This window comes from Paenibacillus sp. HWE-109 (assembly GCF_022163125.1).
GTDB lineage: Bacteria > Bacillota > Bacilli > Paenibacillales > NBRC-103111 > Paenibacillus_E.
Window position 1 is genome coordinate 3,422,256 of record NZ_CP091881.1, and the last position, 21,550, is coordinate 3,443,805.

General features: G+C 45.6%; 21 protein-coding genes. 4 read left to right on the top strand and 17 right to left on the bottom strand.

Going from position 1 to position 21,550, the window contains the following annotated elements:
* The 7 genes from LOZ80_RS14305 to LOZ80_RS14335 form a co-directional block, all read right to left on the bottom strand.
* Window positions 1–459, bottom strand: a complete 459-nt coding sequence (locus tag LOZ80_RS14305) for a YlbF/YmcA family competence regulator (RefSeq protein ID WP_238172031.1) — start codon at window positions 457–459, stop codon at window positions 1–3.
* Window positions 460–578: 119 nt separating this feature from the next.
* Entirely contained in the window at window positions 579–2,603 is a 2,025-nt protein-coding gene (locus LOZ80_RS14310) for a helicase-associated domain-containing protein (RefSeq protein ID WP_238172032.1), read from the bottom strand.
* Entirely contained in the window at window positions 2,593–4,308 is a 1,716-nt protein-coding gene (locus tag LOZ80_RS14315; RefSeq protein ID WP_238172033.1) for a DNA repair helicase XPB, read from the bottom strand. Before LOZ80_RS14315 ends, LOZ80_RS14310 begins: the two co-directional genes overlap by 11 nt.
* A gap of 186 nt (window positions 4,309–4,494) precedes the next feature.
* A complete protein-coding gene (locus LOZ80_RS14320; protein WP_238172034.1) occupies window positions 4,495–5,568 on the bottom strand; it encodes a Gfo/Idh/MocA family protein in 1,074 nt (357 codons plus the stop codon).
* A 16-nt stretch (window positions 5,569–5,584) separates the two neighbouring features.
* A complete protein-coding gene (locus LOZ80_RS14325; RefSeq protein WP_238172035.1) occupies window positions 5,585–6,733 on the bottom strand; it encodes a Gfo/Idh/MocA family protein in 1,149 nt (382 codons plus the stop codon).
* A gap of 422 nt (window positions 6,734–7,155) precedes the next feature.
* Window positions 7,156–7,602 (bottom strand): CBS domain-containing protein, encoded by a 447-nt coding sequence (locus LOZ80_RS14330; protein WP_238172036.1) that lies wholly within the window; start codon window positions 7,600–7,602, stop codon window positions 7,156–7,158.
* 61 nt (window positions 7,603–7,663) lie between these two features.
* On the bottom strand, window positions 7,664–8,833 hold the full coding sequence (locus tag LOZ80_RS14335; RefSeq protein ID WP_238172037.1) for a M20 family metallopeptidase: 1,170 nt from the start codon (window positions 8,831–8,833) through the stop codon (window positions 7,664–7,666).
* Window positions 8,834–9,039: 206 nt separating this feature from the next.
* On the opposite strand from LOZ80_RS14335, the gene LOZ80_RS14340 reads away from it, so the two are divergent.
* Window positions 9,040–9,387: a YugN family protein gene (locus LOZ80_RS14340; protein WP_189005898.1), complete on the top strand. Its 348-nt coding sequence runs from the start codon at window positions 9,040–9,042 to the stop codon at window positions 9,385–9,387.
* 13 nt (window positions 9,388–9,400) lie between these two features.
* Window positions 9,401–10,552, top strand: a complete 1,152-nt coding sequence (gene ftsW / locus LOZ80_RS14345) for a putative lipid II flippase FtsW (RefSeq protein WP_238172038.1) — start codon at window positions 9,401–9,403, stop codon at window positions 10,550–10,552.
* Window positions 10,553–10,584: 32 nt separating this feature from the next.
* On the opposite strand, the gene LOZ80_RS14350 is transcribed toward ftsW, so the two are convergent.
* Complete coding sequence (locus LOZ80_RS14350; RefSeq protein ID WP_189005904.1) at window positions 10,585–10,962, bottom strand: Asp23/Gls24 family envelope stress response protein; 378 nt, start codon at window positions 10,960–10,962, stop codon at window positions 10,585–10,587.
* Window positions 10,963–11,125: 163 nt separating this feature from the next.
* Here LOZ80_RS14350 and cax point away from each other — a divergent pair, with 163 nt between their 5' ends.
* On the top strand, window positions 11,126–12,172 hold the full coding sequence (gene cax, locus LOZ80_RS14355) for a calcium/proton exchanger (protein ID WP_238172039.1): 1,047 nt from the start codon (window positions 11,126–11,128) through the stop codon (window positions 12,170–12,172).
* Between the two features lie 35 nt (window positions 12,173–12,207).
* Here the strand turns inward: cax and LOZ80_RS14360 are convergent, their stop codons facing one another.
* The 4 genes from LOZ80_RS14360 to LOZ80_RS14375 all read right to left on the bottom strand — a co-directional run bounded on the left by LOZ80_RS14360 (window position 12,208) and on the right by LOZ80_RS14375 (window position 16,668).
* A complete protein-coding gene (locus LOZ80_RS14360) occupies window positions 12,208–12,495 on the bottom strand; it encodes an Fpa/YlaN family protein (protein ID WP_189005910.1) in 288 nt (95 codons plus the stop codon).
* A gap of 122 nt (window positions 12,496–12,617) precedes the next feature.
* Complete coding sequence (locus LOZ80_RS14365; RefSeq protein ID WP_189005913.1) at window positions 12,618–12,866, bottom strand: HPr family phosphocarrier protein; 249 nt, start codon at window positions 12,864–12,866, stop codon at window positions 12,618–12,620.
* Between the two features lie 114 nt (window positions 12,867–12,980).
* Window positions 12,981–13,664: a TVP38/TMEM64 family protein gene (locus LOZ80_RS14370; protein WP_238172040.1), complete on the bottom strand. Its 684-nt coding sequence runs from the start codon at window positions 13,662–13,664 to the stop codon at window positions 12,981–12,983.
* Between the two features lie 1,015 nt (window positions 13,665–14,679).
* On the bottom strand, window positions 14,680–16,668 hold the full coding sequence (locus LOZ80_RS14375; RefSeq protein ID WP_238172041.1) for a sensor domain-containing diguanylate cyclase: 1,989 nt from the start codon (window positions 16,666–16,668) through the stop codon (window positions 14,680–14,682).
* 352 nt (window positions 16,669–17,020) lie between these two features.
* Here LOZ80_RS14375 and rpsD point away from each other — a divergent pair, with 352 nt between their 5' ends.
* Window positions 17,021–17,620, top strand: a complete 600-nt coding sequence (gene rpsD / locus LOZ80_RS14380; RefSeq protein WP_079416295.1) for a 30S ribosomal protein S4 — start codon at window positions 17,021–17,023, stop codon at window positions 17,618–17,620.
* 443 nt (window positions 17,621–18,063) lie between these two features.
* On the opposite strand, the gene LOZ80_RS39500 is transcribed toward rpsD, so the two are convergent.
* The 5 genes from LOZ80_RS39500 to LOZ80_RS14400 form a co-directional block, all read right to left on the bottom strand.
* Entirely contained in the window at window positions 18,064–18,288 is a 225-nt protein-coding gene (locus LOZ80_RS39500) for a YolD-like family protein (RefSeq protein WP_443147029.1), read from the bottom strand.
* A 343-nt stretch (window positions 18,289–18,631) separates the two neighbouring features.
* The gene (locus tag LOZ80_RS14385; RefSeq protein WP_238172042.1) at window positions 18,632–18,976 is read right to left on the bottom strand and encodes a head decoration protein; all 345 of its coding nucleotides are present in this window, start codon (window positions 18,974–18,976) and stop codon (window positions 18,632–18,634) included.
* Window positions 18,977–18,996: 20 nt separating this feature from the next.
* The gene (locus tag LOZ80_RS14390; RefSeq protein ID WP_238172043.1) at window positions 18,997–19,308 is read right to left on the bottom strand and encodes a hypothetical protein; all 312 of its coding nucleotides are present in this window, start codon (window positions 19,306–19,308) and stop codon (window positions 18,997–18,999) included.
* Window positions 19,253–19,999 carry a hypothetical protein gene (locus LOZ80_RS14395; protein ID WP_238172044.1) on the bottom strand — a complete coding sequence of 249 codons (747 nt, stop codon included), beginning with the start codon at window positions 19,997–19,999 and terminating at the stop codon, window positions 19,253–19,255. Before LOZ80_RS14395 ends, LOZ80_RS14390 begins: the two co-directional genes overlap by 56 nt.
* 208 nt (window positions 20,000–20,207) lie before the next feature.
* Entirely contained in the window at window positions 20,208–21,398 is a 1,191-nt protein-coding gene (locus LOZ80_RS14400) for a hypothetical protein (protein ID WP_238172045.1), read from the bottom strand.
* Window positions 21,399–21,550: the final 152 nt, after the last annotated feature.

A 21,550-nucleotide genomic window follows, 5' to 3' on the forward strand; every position in this document is an offset into this window, starting at 1 on the left:
TTAACCGCAATTGCCGCTGCAGCTCCCACCGGAACTGCAGCCTTTGCCGGTTGGCAGCGGATTATTGCTGGGCACTTTAATCGTATCCGAAACAGCGTGAGCAATCGTCGTGGATACCGTAAACAATAAATCGTCCAGGCGATCCTCGGCTTCCTTGAATTTGCGAACAGCTTCAACTTCTTGAAGCTTGTCCTGAATCTCGTTCACAGCTGCCAAAGCTTGGTGATAGCTTGGGTGGTAATGCCCAAACCGCTCACACTCTTCGAAGGCGTCTTTCTTTCTGGCAAAAATAGCCTTAAGTCCCTTTACTTCTTCACTGCTTTCAACCGCGTTCTTCCAATATAAATAATCTGCCACTTCTGCAGAGGAATTAATCATGTCACCCATGTCGTAAGCCTGCATAAGAACGGCCGACATATCTATCGTATCTGCTTCCATTGTTTGTAACATACTTGCCATCAAATCCTTCCTCTCAAAGAGTAACTAACCACTCTACTATACCACAGTTCCCCAAGAGTTTCTTCCTTTTCTCTCTGCATCAAATTCCCTTGTCCATCTCCAACGTTCCTGAACGATGTTTATCTGTATACGCCTTCATCGTTGATGCCTGGTAAAATTAATTTCATTTCTTCCCAATCTTCCCCTGTAAGCGCGATCTCCTGATATTCCTCAAGACCTTCCATGATCCAGCCTGTGCGTTCTTCCCGCAGATGACGCGGAATAATAACGCGGCTCTGCCCTTCTTTGCGAAGCTGAATAACACTCTTCCATTCGATCGCTTTGCGAATCATATCCTTGCGTGTAGAGCTGTGATAAGCCCCGAACTCTTGCAACCAGCTTGCGGGGATCCCCTGCATGTCCGGATACACATCACCTTGCTGAGGAATGTGAGCATCCATGTCATACAGCAGAATCACATCTTTGGAATAACACAAACCGTTCGTTCGCAAATCGGAAATTGACTCAGACAAGGATGCATCAGACGAGGCATCTTTTCTGCTGCTCTTAGGAGTAAAGCCCATTTGCTCCAGGCATTTAGTTAGCAGCGGCAAATGCTTAGCGACTATAATAAAATCAGATTCGCCGATTCTCTGCCCTAGGAAAGAAGCGCATTTCTCGTTGCGCATAAGAGCATCAGCTACGTCGCTCGAGCGACAACGAAGCAGCGTAACTTCTTCCAGATACAGTTTCCCGACTTGATCTGCCCATTGCCGCAAAGTTACAGAAATAGGAGCAGGCACCTCATGATAAGCGTATGTCTCCAAAATCCGCACGATCTCTTCGCCATCCATCCCCAATTCCCAGGCTCTGAACACACTTTCCTTCGTTAAATGATACGTGCGAACCAACTCTGTCGTGCGAAGTTCGGCCAAAGCCGCAATCGTCCATTCGGTGCGCAGCGGCACATCCGGCGGAAGCAGCAGCTCAAAATCAGGCTGCACATACATCGATGGCACCTTATCAGTCGTTCTCCCATTAAGTGGAACCTCTTCGCCGCTGCCTTCCCGGGCAGCTTCTGCGCCCGGCGGCAACAGCCATCGAAACCACAGTTCATCATCCTGATCGGAGCCAATCTCAACAAAACCAAACAAGCGAAGCGGATTCAGCCACAAGGAGAAGATCGCTTCACGAAGTGAACTCGAATCCTTGATCTGAGCGCTTTGCGTACAAATCGATCTAACGCCTTGAATAAGCGCATCGATCTCGCACCACTGCTTTAAATCGGCTCTTTCCATCAAAGCCAGCGTATGCTGCAGCCAAACCGGAGCAGGCGTCATTAACTGACGCCAAATCAGATAGAGCCGCTTCTGCTGATGCTCGTAGGGACCTTGCAGCCAGGAGAGAGTCGCATCCTTTTGAAATAGATAGTGATTTCCATCGGAGGCTAGACAGCCTAGTTGGATAGCCAACTCCAGCATGAGAGCCGCCCGATCGTCATAAATCTCCCTGAACGCATAAGACAGTCCAGCCGAGCGGAGAATGTCCGGCGGTAGTTTCACATACTGCGTGAGCTTTAACAACTGTTTTTTGTGTAAAGTTCCCTTATTCGTCAATGGGAGAGCAGCCTGCTGGCTGCAAGCCGCCAAGAAGTGAAACAACTGCTGCGATAAACCTCTCGGGTGAGCCTCAAGTTCCGTTTGTTCCAGTTCTGCACCAGGCCCAAGAATGTCCATTTGAGGCTCCGTCTCGCTGTTTGCACGCAGCTGAACTGCCGGAAACAGCAACTGCTGCCAAGCGGCAAAGGCATCTTCCGGGAGCACAAAAAGCTGCTCCCCCCACGCTTTGCGAAAAGCGGCAACTACACCAAGCCTGCGCAGACCAATCAATCCTACTGCTACTTGGGCGCCAGCCATCCGAACAATAGCTTGCTTCTCAAGCGCTTCGCGGGTAAACGGCTCACAGCCAAATGTGGAGATAATCAGTCTAAGCGTTCGCCTTTCATCCGAAGATAAGTGCTCTGCCAACGTGTTCAAATAAGTTGCGCCCGTTAGCAGCTCGGGCAGTGCAATGTCTTGGCTGTTGAACGAGGCGCACCATGGCTGAGACATAATAAGTTCCCTTAGGGCTGGGGGCATTTTCAACTCTATTTGTTCATATCTCATGATATGTATGTATCCCTTCCTGACCTTTCGTTCCTTGACCCCAATAGGTAATCGCGTATTCGTACCCTTGCTCGACCAAAAAAAGCTGCCGCTTCAAGGCAAAATCCTGTTCCTTCGTGTCTTCGCTGATTAACGAGTAGAAGACAGCCGTATTCGCCGCACCTTCCTTTTTGGGGCGGAGGATCCTACCAAGTCGCTGCGCCTCCTCTTGGCGCGAACCATAGCTGCCCGATACTTGAATGGCTACCGCAGCATCAGGCAGGTCCACGGCAAAATTGGCGACCTTGGACACAATAAGCAGGGGCAATTGTCCCTTTTTAAACTGCTCATACAGCTCCTCCCTGCTATCATAGGGCATGCTGCCGCTGATCATAGGCGCTCCCGTGTGAGCAGCAATATGCGCTAACTGATCGAGATATTGACCGATAATGAGCGTTGGTTCATTGGCGTGCCGGATGAGCAAATGAGAGATGACATCCAACTTGGCCGTATTTTCCCCGGCAATCCTGAACTGCTGTCTAGCTCCAGAAGCACCATAATGATCCCGATCCATGCCTGAAAGCGGTACGCGCACTTCCTGACAAGTCACCTTGGCAATCCAGCCCATCGACTCAAGTTCTTTCCAAGCCATGTCATATTTCTTAGGACCCACGAGTGAGAAAACATCCTCCTCCCGGCCGTCTTCCCTAATTAAGGTAGCCGTTAATCCGAGTCTGCGCGTTGCCTGAATTTCAGCAGTAGCACGGAATACCGGAGCAGGCAGCAAATGAACCTCATCATAAATAATGAGCCCCCATTCTCGCTGACTGAACAGCCCCATATGTGAAAATTCGTCTTCCTTCTTGCCTCGATGAGTCAAAATTTGATACGTAGCGATCGTAATCGGCTTTACTTCTTTGGACGAACCGGAGTATTCCCCAACCTGATCCTGGTCCAGTCCTGTTTTGCTTAGAATCTCCCGTTTCCACTGCTTCACAGATGTCACATTGGATGTAAGAATTAATGTAGCGCACTTACACCTCGCCATGGCCGCTATCCCCACCACGGTTTTCCCGGCACCGCAAGGCAATACCAACACACCGCTTCCTTCGACATCTATACGATGAAACGCATCGACCGCCTGCTTCTGATAATCCCGCAGCTGAAAAGAGGTTTCAGCCTCATCATCATCTCTAAGCGCAATCGGCAGAAACTCGCCTTGACGATAGGCGGCCAGATCCTCAACAGGGTACCCGAGTCTCGTTAGCTCCTGTTTCAGAATCCCCCGGGAAACAGGAGAAATAGCAATAGCCCGCTCACCGCGGGTATCTTCTACATATTTTTTCAAAGATTCATACGCACATATTTCTTTAAGAACTACCGTGTCATCACTGACCAGATAGAGCTCATTTCCGACATCCTCCATGCGCAGCAGGCCATATCTTTGGGCATATTTGCGGATACTGCTAAGCACAGATGTCGGAACGCCAAACTTCGCATACTTCTGCAAGCAGGCCGATATTTGATCGACTGGCATACCCGCAGCCGCTGCATTCCATAGAGATAAGGGCGTGATTCGATACATGTTGAGATGCTCTGGGCTTTTGATCAAATCCGCGAAACGGGACAGTTCGCCTCTAACGGCTTCGAAATCAGGGTGATGCGTTTCCAATAAAATCGACAAATCACTCTGTACGATCAGAGGAAGGTTAGGATCCCATGACAATCGCGTGCCACCTCCTTTTTACCCTTAGTATGAAAGGAAAGCACTTGATTTAAACATAGATGAATGAATTAACTGAACGCCGGAAAAGGAATCGTTGGTGAAGGCTGCCGAAAACACAAAATGGGCAGCTAGCGATCGTACCGCTAAACTGCCCAAATCCCAAACTGCAAGCACAATTGTGCTAATCTACTCCACACGAACCGCTTTCTCTTGAGCAAGCAAACAAAGCTCTGCTGCTTTAAAGGTATGCGCCTGAGTCATGGCATGCTCTGTCCCATGCAGACAATCCAAGATCAACTGGCCAAAGAATGGAAAGCCAACTTGCCCGTGCAGGCTGTAGTGCTTTTCCCCTTGTTGGTTGACAAGGTACAACTGATCACCTTGCGGATCGCGAGCGATGTCGATATACTTGCGAAGCTCGATGTACCCTTCGGTTCCAAGAATCACCGTACGACCGTCGCCCCAAGTTCCCAAACCGCTCGGTGTCAACCAGTCCACACGGAAGTAATTCGTTGCCCCGTTGTCCCCAATCAACGTCGCGTCGCCAAAATCCTCCAGCTCCGGGTAATCCTTAGCATGGTAGTTCGCCACCTTGCTGCTGGCAATCGTAGCATCCTTACACCCTGCATAGTACAGGAACTGTTCAATTTGGTGACTACCGATGTCACAAAGAATACCGCCGTAGTTTTCCTTTTTGAAAAACCAATCCGGACGACCTGCTGCACCCAATCGATGAGGTCCAAGACCAATCACTTGCACAACGCGGCCGATGGCACCCTCTTCAATCAACTGACCCGCAAATACGGCACTCTCCACATGTAGACGCTCACTGAAATAAACAGCGAATTTACGGCCTGTTTCTGCGACCTTCGCTTTGGCGGCAGCAAGCTGATCCAGCGTAGTGAACGGTGCTTTATCTGTAAAATAATCCTTGCCATGTTCCATAGCTCGAATGCCAAGCGCTCCCCGTTCTGAAGGGACAGCAGCTGAAGCGACCAGCTTGACTTCTGCATCATCGAAGATTTCCTGTTCAGATGTTGCTACTTTGACGTGTGGATATTTCTCAACGAAAGCTTGTACTTTAGCTGGATCTCGGTCATACACCCATTTCAGTTCTGCGCCTGCTTCCTGCAAACCATTGCACATCCCGTAGATATGTCCATGATCCAAGGCTATTGCCGCGAAGACGAACTCGCCTTTTTGTACGACAATATTCGGCTTACCTTTTGGTGCGTAATTCATTCCATCGCTTTTTTGCATGTCCGAACCCCTCCACTTATACGTCAAACGTTTTGAATCCAGCTTCTTTATTAACTTTGGAATTTTTGATTTTATCTTGCAAATGCTGCTCGAACAGTTCTTCGTCGATAGGCAGATCAACCCAGTTGTCCGTCCATGTCGATAGCAGCATCGCATTGGAAAGCATCAAACCTTTAATGCCTTCTTCCCCTGGAGCAACAAGCGGTGTGCCGTGCAGAATCGCATCTACCCAGTTTTGTGTAATGCCTTTGTGCCCTGTTTCTTGGCCTTCAACCGGAATCTCGCATTTCCAGACTTCGGGTTGACCAAATCCGCCCTTGAACGTCTCGTTGAACTCTCTCTCGGATACACGCAAACGCCAGAACGTCAATTTCCCGTCTTCAATGACAATTTTACCGCGATCACCGGATAATTCGAAACGATTGGTTCCTGGAGCTTCACCCGTTGTAGTCACGAATAGGCCAGTAGCGCCATTTTCATATTCAACGAATGCGGTTACATCGTCTTCCACTTCGATATTGCGATGCTTTCCGAAATAGCAGAACGCACGAACACGCTTAGGCATCATATCGATCGTCCATTGCCACAAGTCAAGTTGGTGTGGATCCTGATTGATCAGAACACCGCCGCCTTCACCTGCCCAAGTTGCACGCCAGCCGCCTGAATCGTAATAACTCTGGGATCTGTACCAGTTGGTAATGATCCAGTTGGTTCTGCGAATTTCTCCGAGTTCTCCCGAGGAAACCAGGTCTTTCAACTTTTTATATAAGGGATTGGTCCGTTGATTGTACATCATACTGAAAACTTTACCAGAAGCTTGCGCAGCTTCATTCATTTGGCGAACCTGTTTCGTGTAAACACCTGCCGGTTTTTCACACAACACATGAAGGCCAGCTTGAAATGCTTTGGCAGCCACTTCCGGGTGATCATAATGCGGAGTTGCGATAAGGACACCATCAATCGTTCCCGAAGCAAGAAAAGTATCCAGATTGTCAAATAATTGGACGTCTTCGCCTAGATTCTCTTTCGCCCATTCCAAACGGTCCGCTCTAAACTCACAAATGGCTGTTAACTTAGCGCCTTTTACTTCATTGTTTACTAAGTATTTGGCATGTCCAGTTCCCATGTTGCCCAGACCAATAATACCAATTCTTACTTTGTCCATCTTGTACTTCACCTTTTTCTTGTCAGATTCGCAATCATTGAACACGTTACCAATGTAGCATATTTACAGGACTGCATCTTGTCGCAGATTGACTACCTTATTGCGAACTTTGACAGTTACATAGGGCTTATGGCAGAAATGGACTCTCTATCAGTTCAAAATGCTTTCCCCTTACATGGCTGCCGGCAATTGAATAACAACCAGCAAATCATGCAGCCGATAAGCTAACACTTGCGGTTAGGCCATCGCAAAGGTACGCGCTTACCGTCAACCATTGGTTGATCTTTCTTATGTATTCTTCAAAATGAACTTCTTCCTGCTATCATCCACACATATCATCAACGACACCAGCCTCCTCTAAAAAAAAAAACAGCCCTTTCCAAATAGAAAAGAGCTGCTCTTACTAAGATAAAAAATAACGATTACTTGCTGCTGCCGACCAATGTTTTGTCTGATGAAATCCGGCTAAGCGCTTCGCCCGCTTCATCCTCGAAACTTCCTCGTACGGCTAAGTCGCCAATCGCCACGACGCCAACAAGTTCGCCATTTTCCACAACTGGCAGACGGCGGATCTGATCCTTCGCCATGATTTTCGCTGCTTCTTCGATGGTCATGCTTGGATCAATCGTCGCAATATTGGTCGTAATGACCTCTTCCACAGCTGTAGAGCCTGACTTCTTCTCCGCATAACCCCGCACAACAAGGTCACGGTCTGTGACAACACCAATCAGTTTCTTTCCTTCTACGACAGCTACAAAACCGATATCGTGCTGCTTCATTTTAACCGCAATTTCGTATACATTATCTTGGAGTGTTACCGTCACGCAATCTTTACTCATAATGTCTTTCACTGTTCGGCCTGCCGCCATTACACAATCCCTCCTTGGAGTAAACGTACAGACATAGCATTCTCCAAAGAAAAGACGTCATTCATGCCATATAATCCAAGGCCATGCCCAGCAAAAGATTTGCAGCGTGCAGCATGGATCTTTCATCAATATCGAATTTGGGATGGTGGTGTGGGTGAATGATTCCCGCCGCTTCGTTCCCAGCCCCTACGAACATATAGCATCCCGGCCGGTGGTGCAAATAATAGGAGAAGTCTTCGCCGGCCATAATAAGGGGGGACGCATGCACAGCATCTGCACCAAACAGAGCTTGACCCACTTTGAAGAAACGTTCAGCCTCCTTATCATCATTCACTACGGTTGGATACCCTAATTTATAATCGAGTTTATATGTCGCTTGGTACATCTCACATGTACTTGCTACCATTCTTTCAAAACGCTGCTTTACATCTTGCCTAAGTTCAGCATTAAAGGTACGAACCGTGCCGCTTAGCGTGCTTGTTTCTGCAATCACATTAAAGCTAGACCCGCCATGGAAGGAACCAATGCTGACGACGCACGGCTCAATCGGATCGACTTGACGGCTGACAATCGATTGCAGATTCACAACCAATTGGGAAGCTACATAGATGCTGTCGATCGTTTGATGCGGCAATCCTCCATGACCGCCCTTCCCTTGGATCTGGATCGTGAATTCGTCCGGGGCTGCCATCAAAGGACCTGCCTTACTGTAAATATGACCAACGGGGAATGGCGTCCAGAGATGAACACCAAATACAGCATCTACGCCTTCCAGAGCACCGTCTTTGATCATGGAATCAGCGCCTCCAGGCGTGATTTCTTCGGCATGCTGGAATAAGAACACCAGATTGCCTTTGAGTTGCTCCCGATGCTGGCTGGCGATCTTGGCAATACCAAGCAAAGTTGAGGTGTGAGCATCATGTCCACAGGCATGCATGACACCGCTTGTAAGGGAAGAATACGCACAATTCTTCTCGTCTTGAATAGGCAGAGCGTCCATATCCGCGCGCAACGCTACGGTCGGACCCTCACCGCTTCCGCGCAACAAGCCGACGACACCGTTGCCGCCAACGCCTTTGCGCACTTCAATATTCCAACTAAGCAAATGGTTCTGAACAAATTCGGCCGTCCGATATTCATGGAACGAAAGTTCCGGGTTTTGATGCAAGTAGCGCCTCCAGGCAACCATTTCTTCATAAATCGCTTGTAAGCCATCTTGAAAATCGTTCATAAGGAAAATCCTCCGCCCATCCTTTGTTTCTATCGCTTTGCACATTTGCTTTGCACTTTCACCTATTCTACCAAATTAAAGATCTGGTTTCATCTGTATAGTGCCATCAAATATTAGAAATTAGCAGCACTTCTCGACTTGCAGAACCATGGGAAACATACTATCATGAATAAAGAATGCATACGTACAATATGGAGGCGTTAAAAGTGATTATTGAAGCAACTGGCTTAAAAGGCTTAAAAAGCGACTTGGCTCATCTGGATGAAGTAACGACTAAACTAGGTTTTGTGCGTTGGCAGTGGGAATACACACGTGCTACTTATGATTTTAAAATGGAAGATAAAGCATCGAAAGCCGTCTATTTCTTGCGTGTGAATGCACGTGTAGAAAGCGGAAAATTGGAATCCCCCTATGCGATTCTTTACTTAGAAGAAGCTTACATAGGCAGAGAAACATTCCCGCATGGTTTGGACTACAACTCTCCTGTGCCTGATTCCGTGCTCAAAATCTCCAATCAAAAACTAGCGCAACTGCAACAATTATTGGCAGACTAGGCGAGGATACAGCATGAATCCCCCTCGAAGAGGAACGCCGGATTTTCTGCTGCTCTTTTTAACCTTTGTACTCGTTAGTTTCGGATTAGCTATGGTGTTCAGCGCAAGCTCTATGACAAGTGCCTATTATGGAGATCCATGGGCCTTTACGAAAAAGCAGTTGATTGCAGTGGGGATTGGTACCGTGGGCATGCTGTTCTGCATGAATATCCACTATTCCAAGCTCAAGAAACTGGTTATCCCTGCTTTTTTCTTTGTCGTACTTGCCTTGATCTTCGTTATTTTTACTTCCAAAGCCAATGGCGCCAGCAGTTGGTACACGCTCGGTAAATTCGGTATCCAGCCCACGGAGTTTGCCAAACTGATTGTCATCATGTACTTGGCTTCCATGATCAGCAACAAAGATGAGAAGTTCCGCAACTTCAAAAAAGGATTGCTCCCTGCTTTGATCGTTGTCGGGTTCGTCTGTTTCCTGATTATGCTGCAGCCTGATTTTGGTTCCTGTATGATATTATTCGTTTGCTCTGCCATCGTCATCATGGTGGGAGGCTCCAATTTGAAGCATATCTTCCTGCTTGGGACGAGCTTTGCGGTTATCGGCACGATCGGCGTGTTGCTTTACTTGCTCAAAGGCGGCGCGAACGCAACCGATAACTACCGGATCAGCCGTTTAACGTCTTACATGGATCCCTTCTCAGATCCGCAAGGTGCCGGACATCAAGTGGTTCAATCGTTATATGCCTTTGGACACGGCGGATTGTGGGGGGCAGGATTCGGGCAAGGCATCCAGAAACTACACTATTTACCTGAAGCTCATAACGATTTTATTTTTGCCGTTATCGGCGAAGAATTGGGTTTTATAGGCAGCTCTCTATTTATTCTAGTTTTTATTATCTTTATTTGGCGAGGAATTCTTGTCGCGGTTCGCAGTCCCGATATGTTCGGCATGCTGACAGGCGTCGGTATCATGGTTATGTTCGCTTTCCAAAGCTTTATTAATATTGGCGGCGTCACGAATGCCATACCACTTACCGGTGTCACTTTGCCTTTCATATCCGCTGGGGGTTCGTCCATGATGGTCTCACTCATTAGCATGGGGATATTACTTAGTATCTCGCGTGAACATACGCATAAAGAAACGGCTCCAACCAAAAAAAGACCCTAATCGATGCCAAAACATTCGATTGGGTCTTTTTTTTATTTGACGCGATGAGGGTCGTCCACTTCTTCTTCCTTAAACGCAACGCCTTCCACCTTCACGTTGACTTCCACGACGGTTAAACCCGTCATGTTCTCAACAGCTTCTCGCACGTTTTCCTGGAGATCCCTGCATACATCCTGAATTCGGGAACCGTAATTGACGATAACACGTAGATCGATGGCTGCCTCTACTTGCCCTACCTCTACAGAGACGCCTCTTTGTACATTCTTACCGCTCAAACGCTTCGCCAGGCCCTCTGAGATGCCCCCAGACATGCCCGCTATGCCAGCCGTCTCCAGAGCCGCAAGGCCTGCGATCGTCGATACTACATCATCAGAAATACGAATTAAACCGGTTTGATTGTCTTCGGACATACGGATCACTCCCTAATCTTGGTATGAATCTATTGTAATAAGTTCAAAACATGAAAGCAAGAACTGCTCTCTTCTAGAAATCGAATTTACATTGCAAGCCAAAGTAGGTATATTAAAAGAAGTCAAAAAGTACCAATACAAAGAAAAAGTCGGAGGGTTCACTTTGAAAGGAAAATTGTTCTATGTAGGTTTAATTCTCACTTTCGTCCTGAGTGCTGTTGCTCATTACATGCATCTAAACGCAACCTTGCAATTCGTCATTTCAGCGATCGCGATCATCTTCGTAGCCGGGTTCCTCGGCAAAGCAACGGAGAGTGTTGCGCATTATGCAGGTGAACGCATGGGCGGATTTCTGAATGCGACCTTCGGGAATGCTGCTGAATTAATCATTGCCATCTTTTTGGTCAAAGACGGGATGTTTGAGGTCGTGAAAGCCAGTTTAACCGGTTCTATCATCGGAAACCTGCTTCTCGTTCTCGGGCTCAGTATTTTCGCAGGCGGACTAAAGTTCAAGGAGCAATCGTTTAACGTGAAGCTTGCTTCACATAACTCCTCCCTGATGATACTCGGCGTCATCGCGTTGTTCATCCCGGCTATCTTCGCAGGTGGCTTGACGACGAAAGAAACGTCATCGATGAGTATCATCGTGGCTGTATTGCTTGTAGCGGCATACTTGCTCTGGCTCTTATTCTCGATGGTCACTCACAAAGAGATCCTTTCAGAAGAAGCCATTGAACATGGTGAAGCGCCTTGGTCCAAATCCATGTCTATTATGTTTCTCGTTCTAGCCACAGTGATGGTCGCATTCACAAGTGAATGGTTGGTCGGAACACTGGAAGAAGTGACTCACAAATTCGGATTATCCGAGCTGTTCGTAGGTGCTTTCTTAATCGCTATCATTGGTAACGCAGCTGAACATAGCGCCGCTGTCATGATGGCAATGAAGAACAAAATGGGAGCTGCCGTAGAAATCGCTATCGGAAGTTCTTTGCAGATCGCCCTGTTCGTTGCCCCGGTCCTTATCATTGCCAGCTTCTTTATGGGCGGGACTCCCATGAACATCGTCTTCACCACCTACGAGCTGGCTGCAATCGGAGTCGCCGTCTTCATAACCAAGTCGATCACCCAAGACGGCTCAACGAACTGGTATGAAGGACTCTTGCTTCTCGTAGTCTACATTATTCTAGGCGTCGTTTTCTTCCTTGTATAAATAAGAAGCTTATAAAAAAAGTAACCCATAGAGGGTTACTTTTTATTATTTAGCGCTTCATAAAGCTCTGCAAGGTTACGTTCTAGTTTGTTCAGAATTTGTTTGCCAGGCAATTCGGAAATAAGTCCCGCTCGAATAGCAAAATCAATTTCTCTAGAAAGTCCGTACATTTGCGTATCTAAAACTTCCTCATACAGTGGGCATTGACGAGTCGTCAAATTCTCCATTTGTACTTCGATCAGCTTCTCGATTTTATCTGCATCTTCTTGAAGAAGATTAAGCGCCTTTTGATTCATGTCCAGCAATAGATCAGATGAAGACATTCCCACTTCCCCCTATACGCATAGTCATCCGTCCTTATATGATCTATATTAAGCGAAAATGCTCCAATATACAAGAGAAGGTACCCTCAGAGATTCTGAGAGTACCTTCTTTGTGCAACATTTTAATCTGCTACTACGTTTACGCCTAGATCATGCTTAGCAAATACTTCAGCCATAGCGATCTTCGCTTCTGCTTCATCAGGTCCGTGAACATGCAAATCGTATTTGCTTGAGCTAAGCAAAGTCGTAAACAAGCCTAGAATACTTTTCACATCGATATACTTATTATCGTATTGAAGAACAATTGAGGATCTAAATTTATTAGCGGTTTGTGAAATTTCAACAATTGCGGCGTTATTAGCACTTGGCATATTGCATTCCTCCATTAATTTCGTATGAGTTGGTCGCCTTGCTTTCTATATGATAACTTGGAAGGGTGACTAAGCGCAACTAGAAAATTTCCTGCATTCTCCAAGAAGAAAGCATTACTTCATCTTCGCTGTAAGTGCTTTCTTCACGCCATTTCCAATGAGAATCAAAACGACAAGAATTCCTAGCAACAAGAGCAATCTGCCCTTGTATTTTTGAAAATGAAATAAATCATGAGCGATCATCGATTCTAGAAAAACGATGGGCAGCTTGCCCAGTAAAGTGCCAGCTAAGAAATGAGTAAATTTAATTCTTGTAAGGCCCGCAGCGAAATTAATAGCCGAAGAAGGCAAGATCGGTATTAATCTCCCTAGTAAAACATACAAGAAACCCCGCTTTTCCATCCGCAAGCTAAACTGCTGGACAAGTGGAAAGCGTTCCAACTTCTTCTCTACCCAAGCATGTCCATAATAACGGGCGAAATAAAAGGACGCGATTGCGCCTAAGCAGGACATCACATAATTGACGAGGAATCCTACCTTGATTCCAAAAATAGCGACATTCGTCCCTGCTACGACAACAAACGGAATGAACGGAAAAAAGGTTTGAAAAAAAACCAAGCTCATTCCAATCATTTTACCAGGCCAACCCAAATCCCTTAAATGCCCAGAAAGCTGCCGCATGTTGCTGTGTGTAAGCTTGACGCCTATAGGGTTATAGAAGAAAAAATAGATCAAGCCACAGAGCACAACGATTAGGAGTAAAATTGGTAGTATGCGCTTTCTATTTAATACCGACAAAATTCGACCATCCCTTCCCTTAGACCAAACTATTGTAACATGTTAGCGTAGGGCAAGGAAGAGAAATATCCAGATATTTTTTGCATATTCATTAACAGTTTTCCCAGTTAGAGCTGTTTTATGTCAATAAGAAAAGCGGCTTTGCCGCCCTAAGAGATGAGCGTCTTCATAACGCTTTTCAACAAACTAGCGGATCCTAGTTCCCTTCGGGCTTTGCAAGGGCAGAGAGCGTCGTGCGAAAAGGAACTATGATCCTCTAACTGGCGGAAACTGGGGTAAACGTGGCATGAAAGGGAACTGAGATCCGCTATTTAAGCGGAACCTGCTGATTCTGAGCTAGAAATGGTGGAATAGCGGACCGTAGTTCCCTTTGAAGCGGAATATGGCGGTTTTCAGAACTATAGCGTACTGTAGTTCCCTCAAACTCGCTATCCTGACACATTTTGCTAGTATCGCGGCTTGACGTTTCCTTATTTCCGCGCGATAGCTAAGCTAGCGGATCTCATTCTGTCAAATAGCTTTTATACCTCCAAACCAGCAGCCAGTCGAACACATAAGCGCGTTCACAGCTACCTTGTTCTCATCTCATCCGTTACATCTCTTCTCTTCTCTTCTCTTCTCTTCTCTTCTCTTTTCTTCTCTTCTCTTCTCATTCCATCTCTTCTCAACTCATCTCGCCGCATCGAACCATTCCATCGTGCTGGGATGGCCTACAACCCAAGCCTGACAAGCCCCGTCTCCACTCTTCCGTTTCTCCATATGAATATATCGTGCAGAAACGCCCCTTGCACCGATAGGACACCACCTTAAGATCGTGGAACCAATCACGTGCGAACAACTTAAACCCTTAATTCGTGTTTCCACAATCTCGAGATTTTTGGATTTCTTTCAGCACTGCGGGGCGTATCTTTTTGCCATACTTGTTTTTACAGGCTTCCCAGTGCCGATTCTAACAAAAACACCTGTCTCCAGAGGTTGTTTCCAACTTCTTTCGACAGGTGCTTGCATATAATGGCTAACCGATTTGAATTTGGTTGCGACCGTTATTTTTAGCTTGATAGAGCGCCATATCTGCCCGATAGAACAGCGATTCCACACTGATCTTGTCTTCCTCCCAATTCCAATCCGAAACACCGCAAGAAACCGTTACTTGTGGATTCGTCTCGTCCATTACGCGTGAACGAATACGTTCAGCGATACGAATTGTCTGATCCTTCGCAACTTGCGGCAGATAGACGGCCAACTCTTCTCCGCCCCATCTAGCCGCGATATCCGAATCCCGAATGCTGGTCTTGATGATTTGGCTCACTTGAATCAAGATTTTGTCCCCAACTTGATGGCCATGCGTATCATTCACCCGCTTGAAATTATCAATGTCAACGACGATTAATGAACCGCAAAAATCCTTCTTCTGCAGCAAATTAGCCTGCTCATCCAAGTAATGACGCACGTAAAGTCCAGTCAGGTTATCCGTGATGACCATTCGCTTAACTTCAGCGTGCAGCGAAGCATTCGTCATGGCAAGACCAATATGACCTGATAACACCTGCAGCAGCTTATAATTATCATAAGAGAAGAAGTTAGGATCGCTATGAACAACCAAAATAACCCCTTCGACTTGTCCATTCACCAGAATGGGCGAGCCAATGAGTGACCGTGAATCGGTCAACTGCATAAGTTTGGAACTGATCTTATTATTAATCATATAGTCCGAAATAATAATGGGCTCTTTGGTATTATAAATCAATCCAGAAAAACCTTGATTCAGCGAAATCGCCTCATGAAACATGGCAGGCAGATTGGTCGCTTGTACAATTAGCTTCTCACTATCCTTGTCAGTCTGAAGAATACAGCTGTAATCAGCACCGAATATGCTCAAAATCTCACTTGAAGCCGAATTGAAAATCTCATTAAGCCGCAAACTTTGATTCAACTGCTTCGTAATCTCATTGATAAGTCGCAATTCATTAATCATCAAATTCGATTGCTCGTATAGTTTGGCATTTTCAAAAGCCGACCCTGCCGTATCTGCGAGCAAAGAGATGAATTGCAGATCAGAAGCATGAATCAAATCATGCTCTGACTTCATATACAGCACCCCGTAAACACCTTGTTTCCCTGATAGTGGCGCGGCGACATTGCCTGTACTCGCCCCTGAGCGTTCCGATGTAGGCTCGAATATCACATGCCCTTCCATAAAAGCACGCGTACGGATATCATCTTCTGCATTTTGGAAATTCAAAGGCTTCACATATAGGTTATTAGAATCATTATCCTGAGATAAGAGTAAATCGACGTGAATGTTCGGATAAAAACGATATATACAATCAATGACTTCTGTCAACACAGAGTCGACATCAATCTTAGCGTGCAGTTTCTTCGAAGCTTCAAATAAAATATCATGCTTCTTAAATTCAATTTCTCTTTGCTGATGCTGCATAAATAACTGCTCATACTTGCGGCGATCATCAACCGTTTGAACACAGCTTTGATAAGAAATTGCCACTGTATACAACAATTGCATTAATTCTTCCGTCGATAAATAGGTCTGAGACAATAGTCCCATATAGGCAATGAGATTGCCTTGGGAATTATAGACAGGGACGGCAGCAGCATGCGTTGATTTCAATTCAATCATTTGCATGTCATTACCTGACATGACTTGAAGCATGGGATTCACTGCACAGCGTGCAAATGGATTGTCGTTCTGAATCGCATAGCTCCACGAAACATTAGGGGACAAAACGCTTTCAGAAAAAGTTGTCTCATGCGAGCAAGCATTCATAACAGAAAGCTCAGCATTTACCCATAAAAGGGCAGTGTGACGGGGCAGCATCGCTTGTCCAAATTGAAAAATCCAATAATCAGAAGCATCAAACAAGAGCTGCCCTGAACTGGCTTCTCCATAGGAAAAGTTGCTAGAAAGAACAAGTCCTTGCCGAAGAAACTCTTCGAAGTGCTCTGCGCGACTATGTTGTTTCATACTACGAAGCGATTCACTCATAGGCTCTCCTTCACTAACAAACTATAGTCCTATTGATTCAGGCTAAATGTTACCTCATATATCATACTATTTTTCTTTCCTGATTGCACGAATTTTTCGAATCGTCACGCAGGATTGACACTTGACACTTGCCGTTGTTTTTAATAAAATTAGAAGTCGAGTAACAACATGATTTCGGTGAATGCCATTTGTGATCACCCTCACTGCTTTTGCTCCTGCCAAGACAGCGGCTGAACTACTCTTGTCAGGGAATCACATTATGATTCGTAAGCAAAACCAGGCACTTGTCTTCACCCTAACATTTAGCTGCTATCTACTAAACTATTTGTTAAAAAGAAGGAGTTTTTCCTAAATGTCACGTTATACAGGACCTAAATTCAAACTAAGCCGCCGCGTTGGTATTTCCTTGAGCGGTAACGGAAAAGACATGAAACGCCCATTCCCTCCAGGTCAACACGGCCCAGGGCAACGTAAAAAAATGAGCGGTTACGGCGTTCAATTAAATGAAAAACAAAAACTTCGTCACATGTACGGCTTGAACGAGAAGCAATTCCGCAACTTGTTCGACAAAGCTTCCAAATTGAAAGGTATTTCTGGTGAGAACTTCATGATCTTGCTTGAAAGCCGTTTGGACAACTTGGTTTACCGTCTTGGTCTTTCCAACTCCCGTGCAGGCGCACGTCAATTAGTTGCTCACGGTCACGTAACTGTGAACGGCAAAAAAGTAGACATCGCTTCTTACATCGTTTCTACTGGTGACGTAATCGCGCTTCGCGAAAGAAGCAAAGGTCTCTCCGCAGTGAAAGAAGCTCTTGCTAACCGTAACTACCTGCCAACATACCTTGAGTTCAACGACGCAAGCGTAGAAGGCAAGTACATCCGTTTACCAGAACGTTCCGAGCTTCCACAAGAAATTGACGAGAAACAAATCGTCGAGTTCTACAGCCGTTAAGAGAGCTGAGACGCAAGTTGATGTGAAAAAAAGCCCGAAACCCCTTGTATATAGGCGGTTTCGGGCTTTTTTTATTAAATCAACAATGCAAATTCATGCACAATAATACACCCATTTGGGGCTAAATGGGACTTAGTTTGAGGCTAAAAAATAATGCGGGTAGACGCTCTTGTATTTCCAAGCGCTTGTGAAAATAAAACCGCCTGACGAGTCCGCCGCGGCGCGGACGAAACATAGCGCCTCACCAGCGCGATGGTCGCGGATTTTCACTACGAGCCGGCCTTTGCGAACACTCGTTTTTCGGAAATGGGATATTAAGCTTTAATAGTGTCGTCAAGGATCGATCATTTCTTCCTCTGTTCATTCCTTACTTAACTCTGCTTTCATAACTTTATTAAAGTCAATCCACTCGTAATCCTCATCCCCACTAAATGGATCAACCATCAAAAACTTAAACTTATCTCTTTGTCGTGTCGTGACAGACCATTTATAGATCGCGGATTAAATTCATCATAGATTGTTAACTGAACACTTTTCTTGTACACCTGTGATTGCAAAAGTGCCATATTAATATTCTCGATCTCCTGTTCATCCAAGTTTCTATTTGGGATTCGATTCTGAGAAAATCTATGAACAATAATAGCTTCCTTATGTTGATTCAATATCATCCGCGACTATTCCCACAATCCGTTGTCCTCAAGCTTCTTTGCCATTGTCCACCGTCCTTATCTGCTGTACAGCGAGTATGTTATCGATTAAGAATGTCCGTAATGAGTTCGTCTTCATGCACATAGCCGAAATCGATTTTTCCTTCACAGACCGAACATGAATCTTCCTTTGGGATACCTTGCCGCGACGGTCAATGTAGATTATCTCAATGATTCTTTGTTTTCATGTCTACGCCACCTGTAAGGAGCTGCGCACCTCGGAAAGAATTAATATCAGTGCGGAGTTTTGAACAATCTCTGTAAGAAAATACGGATCAAGTACGTTAGCCAATTGTAAAACCCCCTAAACGAAGTAGCAAAGCTTTAATGCTGTCTTTGCCCCTGAATCAAGTCCTGTTAAAGCTGTTGAATCAAAAATGCCGGCAATCCATGCAGAAGCGCCAATATCAGAGCTAGTTGTATCTGCGTCGTTATCTAAGATACAAACAGAGGTTTGCGAACCATCACTAGCACCAGTTGCGTAGGCTTTGAATTTTCTTGTTGCTGTTACTTTACCAAGAACTGTACCTTTCGCAAGGACACCTTGACCAGACGCAAGCAGCACTCCTCCAGGTAGCTTCGCTTGTAGATCTGTGGAAGCGAGAACTTCTTTGAAATATTGCGATGTTGTTGCACCTTGACCAGGCATTCCGTTATAAGTTGATCCATTCATAAAGTGTTAGGGTTATCAGGAGCGCCTCCGCCTAGCACATTAGCAGGAAGATTCACATCAGCGTCTTGCGTATGTCGACCGCCACCACCCAATACAGCCTTTGCCTGTGCTTCGTAAGAAGAGCCAATCTTCTCGATCTCAGAAACCGGCAGATTGGAAAGCGAAAGCTTCATAGCTTCTACATTGAAAGCATCCCCCATTGCCCTAACGCCGGCACCGCATGCCTCTTCCGTCAATTTCGTTTTGTAAGTCTCACCGTCTTTCGCCTGAACGGTCAGCGCGGTGATTTTTGGCGATAATGCCGTCATCCGAGGATAAGCCGATAATCGTTCTGATCTGACTTAGAATGCCGTTCGAAATACCAAGTGCAGATTGTGCTTGTTGTAAAGCTAGCTCTGCTTGTTTTTGTGCATCTGACATGTTTCCATCTCCTTCGGCCAATGTTTTGACCTCATCATTTGTTTGTTGTTTGGCTACAAAAGCTGCCATTCCACCTTTGTTGCTGAAAAAATAAAAGATGCGTTCATCACCATAAAGTGATTTAGCATCTAAAGAAAGTAGCACATATTCAATTGGTTCTTGATTTTGTGCATTTTGAGATTTTATTGAAAGTGAGCTTCGCGTGATGCCCGCCCCTTCATACCCACCATCGAATACAATTGAGTTTTCCGAGTTTTCCATGATGTACCCATCATCCGCAAGGACTAAACATTCTTTGTTTTCATATGTCTGTCCTCGAACGTGCGAGCAGTCGCCAGACCTATAATAATCGCTCCCACAAATATTACAGATATGCTTGGTCGATATAAACCCAGCTGATGTGTCAAATATGGTTCCAGAATCGATTCCGCTTGCTAACTGGTCGGTAGAAATTCCATCAATTTCTTGACCTTTTGCCATATAATGATCGCCGTATAGCTCAAGCTCACCATTCTCTTCTACAATGCGACTGTCAACGTGCGACCATACGGAAAAGATAAGGCTTCCCACTTCATCCATGGATGGTCAACTAACAAGGCAATACCTTCTTTTACTTGATCAGCCATCTTCCGAAGAAAGTTAGGAGTTATTTTCATCCTGTACTTCTCGATCCTCTTCGTTCCAATGATTTTCGCTTCGAAAACATAAGTTTATTCATTTGTTAATGGTACTAGAGTTAATCGATTAATCTTTGTGAGTTGTTCCGTTGTCGGTGCTGCCATAGTGATTATTCACCTCCTCTCGGTGGAATCTGTTCGTTCGGGTCTGGTTCATGGTTCTTCTCAAGCTTCGGAATCAACTCAACAGGAATCTTTGAATTGAGTCCGAGTGTCCAACGTACCTCTTGAGCTGCTTCTTGAGGTGTGATGTAAAAGTTACTCTCAGCAGTTACAAAATTGCTGATTTTCGCTTTTCGATCCTTCTCAACCTCATTCTCTGAACGTAAATCAATAGGGATGTAATCGACTACTACATTCGTCTGAACACCTTTGACTCGTGCAGACATAGAAAAAGCCCGTTTCCAAAAGCGTTTGGTTACGCTTCTGCCGGACTCTACCATCTTGATATATAATTGCGTGTCTACAGAGCTGTAAGTCTCTGTAGAACCTTGATGCCGCGATAAGATGGTCATGAACGTCTTTAACGATGTAGCCATTTGAGTATCGATGATGTCGATAAGTTTCTTGATATCAATCATCGGGCCTGTCGATCCTTTAAGGTATTCAACTTTGACGCTATCCCAATGGAATAAGGAATCGTCTGGATTTAGTGACTCGAAATGTCCTTGTGCTTCTTTCATTCGAGCTTCCAAATACTCTTTCAGCTTATTAGGATCCGCTTTAATGTTTGTCGGCATGCTTTTAATCATGACCTCTTCCAACATCGATATGTCCATTCGCGGATAACCTTGATTATGGACAACCGCCTTGAGATCCTGCAACACTTGAAGATGAAAGAACACGACTTGCAGAACGGGCAGAATAGGTGTCCGTCCGTAAGGATCATCGACCATTGGATCTAGTTCTTCATAAATGAAGGTTGGCGTATCTATCTTCTTATATTGACCGAACCATTCTTCGCCTTGATGCATACGCGGATTCTTTACGTATTGCCATGGCGTCAGACGATTTGTATCTGGTTCTCTTCGAAACCAAATCAACGCTGGATCGACTGGCACAACATCAACCACGTCATTGCACTGCTCATTCAGGACCACTTCACCAGCACATGCGCCGCGCACCATAACCATAAGACGTTGTACGGTGTCAATCTTATCTAACGATCTGCCATGCTGATAACCCGGTGAAGGCAATGGCGTATTCAGCATTGATTTAATTTCATCAAGCATCCGTTGTCCGCTCTTGTCATCGCTACCTGTGGACTTCTTGGCTGTAAGACTTAGTTCTGTATCACCCATCCTGAGATACGTGTAGATGGCATGAGACACGTCAGGATGGACGGATATGAGTATTCAAGTAATTCCTCGGCAGTACGATTCTGTAACTTAGTAAGATCAATGTTGTGAGCCTGTTGATACTTCTCGGGCAACCAACTGAACCAGTTCCATGA

Excerpts from the sequence above, each read along its gene's own strand:
- rpsD (WP_079416295.1), top strand. The coding sequence starts at position 17,021 with ATGTCACGTTATACAGGACCTAAATTCAAACTAAGCCGCCGCGTTGGT.
- LOZ80_RS14375 (WP_238172041.1), bottom strand. The coding sequence starts at position 16,668 with ATGAGTGAATCGCTTCGTAGTATGAAACAACATAGTCGCGCAGAGCAC.
- LOZ80_RS14400 (WP_238172045.1), bottom strand. The coding sequence starts at position 21,398 with ATGGGTGATACAGAACTAAGTCTTACAGCCAAGAAGTCCACAGGTAGC.
- LOZ80_RS14360 (WP_189005910.1), bottom strand. The coding sequence starts at position 12,495 with ATGTCTTCATCTGATCTATTGCTGGACATGAATCAAAAGGCGCTTAAT.
- LOZ80_RS14325 (WP_238172035.1), bottom strand. The coding sequence starts at position 6,733 with ATGGACAAAGTAAGAATTGGTATTATTGGTCTGGGCAACATGGGAACT.
- LOZ80_RS14330 (WP_238172036.1), bottom strand. The coding sequence starts at position 7,602 with ATGGCGGCAGGCCGAACAGTGAAAGACATTATGAGTAAAGATTGCGTG.
- LOZ80_RS14390 (WP_238172043.1), bottom strand. The coding sequence starts at position 19,308 with ATGACGGCATTATCGCCAAAAATCACCGCGCTGACCGTTCAGGCGAAA.
- ftsW (WP_238172038.1), top strand. The coding sequence starts at position 9,401 with ATGAATCCCCCTCGAAGAGGAACGCCGGATTTTCTGCTGCTCTTTTTA.
- LOZ80_RS14395 (WP_238172044.1), bottom strand. The coding sequence starts at position 19,999 with ATGGATGAAGTGGGAAGCCTTATCTTTTCCGTATGGTCGCACGTTGAC.
- LOZ80_RS14305 (WP_238172031.1), bottom strand. The coding sequence starts at position 459 with ATGGCAAGTATGTTACAAACAATGGAAGCAGATACGATAGATATGTCG.
- LOZ80_RS39500 (WP_443147029.1), bottom strand. The coding sequence starts at position 18,288 with ATGATATTGAATCAACATAAGGAAGCTATTATTGTTCATAGATTTTCT.
- LOZ80_RS14365 (WP_189005913.1), bottom strand. The coding sequence starts at position 12,866 with ATGCCAAGTGCTAATAACGCCGCAATTGTTGAAATTTCACAAACCGCT.
- LOZ80_RS14385 (WP_238172042.1), bottom strand. The coding sequence starts at position 18,976 with ATGCCTGGTCAAGGTGCAACAACATCGCAATATTTCAAAGAAGTTCTC.
- LOZ80_RS14350 (WP_189005904.1), bottom strand. The coding sequence starts at position 10,962 with ATGTCCGAAGACAATCAAACCGGTTTAATTCGTATTTCTGATGATGTA.
- LOZ80_RS14320 (WP_238172034.1), bottom strand. The coding sequence starts at position 5,568 with ATGCAAAAAAGCGATGGAATGAATTACGCACCAAAAGGTAAGCCGAAT.
- LOZ80_RS14335 (WP_238172037.1), bottom strand. The coding sequence starts at position 8,833 with ATGAACGATTTTCAAGATGGCTTACAAGCGATTTATGAAGAAATGGTT.
- LOZ80_RS14310 (WP_238172032.1), bottom strand. The coding sequence starts at position 2,603 with ATGAGATATGAACAAATAGAGTTGAAAATGCCCCCAGCCCTAAGGGAA.